Genomic DNA, 5,129 nt, shown 5'->3' on the forward strand with positions numbered 1-5,129 from the left:
GTGGCGGCGGTGGCGGCGGTGGCGGCGGTGGCGAAGGCACTGGAGAGATCTTTGGCGATCTTTATAAATTACTTCGTGATGCCAGAGGTGTGCCAATATTAACTGCGGACTTGTGTCAGCAACCCATCGCTGCCCCGGGTGTTGCTTTGCCTGCCATCGCCAGCTTTCCGGGCTGTACACCAGCGTCTGCGACTGCTTCTTGCACAATTCCGGTTGATTCCGCGACATGTGCTGTTGTTGTCGGTTACGAAACCTATTTACAAGCAGTTGATTTTGCTCGGATGAGCGTCGCCAGATCGCCGGATAGCGTCGTGGAAAAGCAATTAGCTGACGTATTGGTCAATCTGAGTACCGCCAAATGTCTAACGCTCGATCCGGCTGGACGAGTAGTGTATTCCAATGAGGATACCGCCGATGCCGATGGTGATGGTGATACCTCTGAATTGGTATCCAGCGCCGTGGACTCACCGTTACAAAATCTGGCGATATATAGGGAGTTGGTAATGAAAGGTGCGTTGGGTAGCCCCGCCATTGCATTACCCAAACCTTTTAGTGGATATTCAATGCTGGATACAGCGGCAAAATCACTGGGAGCGGCTGCCGATAAAGGCGGGAAAATCGACCTGGATCTAGTGGTGTATTTGAATCAGATCATGGGATTGGATCAAGTAACTACCACTACCGTATTGCCCAAAATTCCCCTGACGATTAGGCAGGAAGTGCAGGGTTCTATGCAGAACGTAGTGAAATATTTTCTGGATTATAGCGGCTATGCGTATGCTCGCGCCAACACCTACACCAAGCTACCTTACCCTGCAAACATACCGGCTAACCAACCCATCTCTGGTTACTTCGATTATCTTACCCTTTATGATGCGGCAACAACCGCCGACGGCGCACCGCTGTTTTATATCGATTCCGCAGGTATCTATCCAACAGTATTCAGCGGTTTACCTGGTTTTACCGCAGGTAATATCGGCGGTTTTGCTCAAGCGAGTGATGATGCCAGAGCCGTCATTGATTTTATGCACAGTCACCCAGTCTTGGAAGGTTATGAAGCCCCCGTTCTATGTCAAGCGGCACCCCCACCCGCAGCGCCGGTAGACTTATCCAGTAAACTACAAATGCCTATCCGGATGGTGGGTAATACCACTAGAGAAGGCACTTTGACAGTAGTCAATTTGAAGGGGACCAACGCATCAGGCAGTGTGCAAATCAAAGGGATAGACAGCAAACAACAACAAGTCTTCAATACCACTTATCCATTCAGCGGGTTAGCGGTGGGCCAAAGTCAAAGCTGGACTATCGTGTTTAAAGGTCCGAGCTACGCAACGACTATCAGCTGGACTGCGACAGTTACCGCAGATCCAATCGCCAATGTCGACAACAACCTGACCAATAACACGGCGACTGCCACAACCACAGTAATGGCCGCTCGTGGCTCCGGCGGTGGTGAAGGCGAATAAATCGCCAGGAATCAGTCACCTTACATATGTCTAGTGTGACACTCGTTGTTTTCAGATGAAATCAAGCAAGAGGGGCCGGTGGATCGTCTCCCCGCCTCTCTATTCAAATACTAAATGTAATTATTCAGTCTATGGCGTGGATTAATCACTGGCGAAGCACTGCCGGCAATCGCGCGGGATGGGCAGGGCTTATCCATCCTAAGGCTCACGATTACTGAATAGATACAAATCAATAGATGAGGATGTTGCTATGTTTAAGCGCATTTTATCGGGTCTACTGTTAGCTGCTGCGGTGCATGGGCTAACGATCACCAAACCTGCATCAGCAGACTCAAAATTGCATGAAGCGGACGTTAAATGGCAAACAGTTGTCAACAATGGTGATCTTATGCCGACAGCGGCTTGTCAGGCCGATGCGGCTAATTGCCGAACGTTCAACAGTTACAATCAGCCCTCGCTGAATGCAAAAAAGCGGGTTGTGTTTCGCGCCCGCAGCAAAGGTGGTAAGGGCGGTGAACCCGTGCATGGTGTCTATACAAAAGATATGTCCCAGGCAGGTCCGATAGTGAGGGTCCTTGATCGAGACACTGAAGTGCCGCAGCCGAATAACTTGAGTGCTGTATTTATAGAACCGCCATCATTTCCTCGTATCGACAGCGTTACAGACATGATAGCTACCCGAGGTAATCATAAGCCGGTCTGGGAATATACCTTGGCAGATGGCTCTGACACCAAAGTGGGTACTACCGGGATTTATACCAATCCATTCGGACCTTTGATCACGGGTGCCAGCAAACTGGGTGCGGTTAACGAGTTTGCCTTCTTCGAGGTACCCGAGTTTCCGGGCACCCCCTTCGACGTGTTTCCTGGATCGCCTGCGGTCACTCAGGGGTCAACGATTGTGTTTAAAGGCAACTACACAGTCAATCAAATTGGCAAGACAGGGGTGTACTATCGCGACCTGAAAAATCAATCGCTAATGGGTGCTGCGGGTGGCGGTGAAAAAGCCGCCGTGTTGATTGCCAATAACACGCATACCTTGATTCCGGGTACACAGACTGTCTTTGGCTCCACCGCGCCGCCCAGCGCAGCAAAACGGCAGGCGGTATTCGCGGGTTTTGATAATGAGGAAAATCCGAGCTTGGGCGGCATCTATCTTGCGCAACTAAAACCCTATCCCATCAGTAAGCAACCGATGCTTAAAACCTTGGTAAGCATAGGCTCTCAGGTACCGGAAGAACCCAAAGATACCCGGTTTAACAGACTAGGTGAAGGGGTGTCATTCGATGGTCGTTATGTTGCATTTTGGGGGGCTTGGGGCGATGAAAACAAAATAGTACGGCTGTATTGTCCTAAGGAGGGCAATAAAGATCGGTCGGCGTATTGCATGAGCGCGGCATCTGGCAGTAGTCAGGATGCGGTAGGTTGGTATCAGGACAAATCTGTGCCTATAAACCAAGGGCTTTTCCTACACGATATAAACACCGGCGAAACCGTCAGAATCGCTCGTACGGTTACCGACTTTTCTGACTTTGTTTATTGGAATTTCTCCGGCAGATCGCCAGGCGCGGGAGAAGGTGAGGAAGGCGACGAAGACGGTGAATTCGCGCGTTGGCGTTCTGCTTCATTCCTGGCTGTTTCCAGTCAGATCAAACGCAGTAAAGACGACACTCCGTATCAGGTGGCATTTAAAGCCAGGACAGGTGCTTTGGATACCAACAATACTTATCAGAATCCGGTCGACGGCATTTATCTGAAAAATCGTTCTGAAAAATCACCTTTTGCGACATTGATTCAAACAGGGATGGACGGTACGGCATTCGACCCAAAAGCAGTGTTTGTAGATGAGGATACGGGCGTGTCTGTAGTTCTACCCGTAACGGAGATGGGGCTCGAACGGGACGGATTTAGAAATGGACGGCTGGCTATAAATGCCAGCATGGGCACTGAAGAAGCGGGTTGGGCAGGGATTTACCTCGGCGAATTTCGCTAATTGAGTCGATTAACTTTTTACACATAGCGATAGACGACCGATAGTTTGAGCTTACTTGCACTATCGGTCCGAATCGCTTTAGGAGATGAAGCCATGAACCAAAATCATCCGTACAAAATAGCATTGATAATTTTCCTCACTGGTTTTTTAAGCGCCGTTTCGGCGGCACCGGGTGGCGGTGGACGGCAAGGCGGAGGCAATCAAGGCCGCGCATGGCAAACGCATCCAGACCCGCGCCGGGAAAACCAGCAACAACAAATGCAGGAAAGAAACCGCGAAATGCAGCAAGAACGCAATCAACAAGAGGGTTCATGGCAGTTACAAGAGCGTGAGCGCGAGCGCGAACAAAATCAGCTACGCGAACATCAACTGCAAAATTAAAGTCGGTGCCGGATTGCGGCTATGTGTCGGTGACTCATACCTGGCAGATAAAGATAGGTACCAAAGGTTCGATTGGACTCAGTCACTACCGACTGCTTCAGCTATCGGAGTTCAATAACAGCTTTCAGGCGACTGATTTGAAGAGCAGATGGCCGGCAGGCGGGCCTAAGTAAACGCTATGGACACATATTTCTCCTCTGGCAGTCGCTTGAATTCCTGTTATCCACAGAGCTAGCAACGAATAATCGAATAGCCCATTAAGCGAAAGACCTGCTATTTTTGAGCGTCCGAAAGGACGCGGAAACGGAGCAGAAGATGTCCAAAGAACAAAAAGCCTATCAATTCACTCTATAACGCCTACCGGAAAATCAGGTTTGCGACAGTTTTATAAGATCGTTCAAAAACTCCCGGAACTACATCAGGCTTCAAAGCCAATCTCGAAGGAAGAGAGTCCAGATTCGTCGCCGTATATCAAAGATAGGCCGGACGGGTCAGGTATTTTGATTTGTTTGGCCGAATAGGCGTCTAGGATTGGCGTGATGTGGCGTACCGATTTAGGCGTGGTGTAAATCAGGAAGGCCGTGTCGTCGTCGGACCAGCCGCCGAACATTGCCATGCCTTCGGGTCCGTTTCTCGCCACGTAGGCGGCTCGGAACGCACCTAACAGCACGTAAATTTCACCGGATTCGTATTCCTGGCGCGAGAGTGTGATGCGGTGCCAACTCATGGTTTTTGCCATTTCATCCCTTCCGTCACTAAATCAGCTTAATTGACCTTTATCGCGTTGCTGCCTGATTGGGAGCAGCCTTAAGAATCTTAACATCGGAAGGCTATGTGGGCTAGACAAGTGCTTAACGGGTTGTCTAAACCCTACGTCTAAAACTCAGGAAATGTAATTAAACAAAGACAGATTTTGCACCTTGGTAAACGCCTGTTGAGCGGCTTGCAGGGATATTTGTTGTAGATTGAACTTGCTCAAGGCTTCCGCATAGTCCAGATCGCCAATGTCCGAGGCGGTGGATTTGTTATCCAGAATGTAGTCCGCGTTTAAGTTTTCCTGGTCGTCCAGTGCGTTAAGACGGGCGCCGGCCGATGCGCGAATGGTATCGAAGCGCACCAGTGCGGTATCCATATCGTTCAAAGAGTTTTTATTGGGCGTGTTGGCTTTTAAATCAGCGGATATTTGCGCGACGGCTTGAAACACATTGCTGATGCTGCCGGCTGTCAACGGCGCGGCTGATACGGTGCCGAACGCCGCTTCGCCGGGGTCGCCGTCGGTGACGTGCCGG

General features: G+C 50.2%; 5 protein-coding genes. 3 read left to right on the forward strand and 2 right to left on the reverse strand.

The window, feature by feature from the left end; all coding sequences use genetic code 11:
• The 3 genes from NP589_RS21110 to NP589_RS21120 all read left to right on the forward strand — a co-directional run.
• Positions 1–1,466: hypothetical protein (locus tag NP589_RS21110; RefSeq protein ID WP_256608738.1), on the forward strand; the 1,466-nt coding region annotated here is incomplete at its 5' end.
• Between the two features lie 250 nt (positions 1,467–1,716).
• On the forward strand, positions 1,717–3,459 hold the full coding sequence (locus NP589_RS21115) for a YjbQ family protein (RefSeq protein ID WP_256608739.1): 1,743 nt from the start codon (positions 1,717–1,719) through the stop codon (positions 3,457–3,459).
• A gap of 93 nt (positions 3,460–3,552) precedes the next feature.
• Positions 3,553–3,840, forward strand: coding sequence for a hypothetical protein (locus NP589_RS21120; RefSeq protein WP_256608740.1), 288 nt, complete (start codon positions 3,553–3,555; stop codon positions 3,838–3,840).
• Positions 3,841–4,258: 418 nt separating this feature from the next.
• Here NP589_RS21120 and NP589_RS21125 read toward each other — a convergent pair whose 3' ends face one another.
• Together NP589_RS21125 and NP589_RS21130 are read right to left on the reverse strand one after the other, a co-directional pair.
• Entirely contained in the window at positions 4,259–4,567 is a 309-nt protein-coding gene (locus NP589_RS21125; protein ID WP_256608741.1) for a hypothetical protein, read from the reverse strand.
• A 156-nt stretch (positions 4,568–4,723) separates the two neighbouring features.
• Positions 4,724–5,129, reverse strand: a 406-nt coding sequence (locus NP589_RS21130) for a flagellin (protein WP_256608742.1), incomplete at its 5' end; no start/stop codon positions are given.

The sequence above is a fragment of the Methylomonas rosea genome (assembly GCF_024505055.1).
GTDB classification, from domain to species: Bacteria; Pseudomonadota; Gammaproteobacteria; order Methylococcales; family Methylomonadaceae; genus Methylomonas; species Methylomonas rosea.

Excerpts from the sequence above, each read along its gene's own strand:
- NP589_RS21125 (WP_256608741.1), bottom strand. The coding sequence starts at position 4,567 with ATGAGTTGGCACCGCATCACACTCTCGCGCCAGGAATACGAATCCGGT.
- NP589_RS21120 (WP_256608740.1), top strand. The coding sequence starts at position 3,553 with ATGAACCAAAATCATCCGTACAAAATAGCATTGATAATTTTCCTCACT.
- NP589_RS21115 (WP_256608739.1), top strand. The coding sequence starts at position 1,717 with ATGTTTAAGCGCATTTTATCGGGTCTACTGTTAGCTGCTGCGGTGCAT.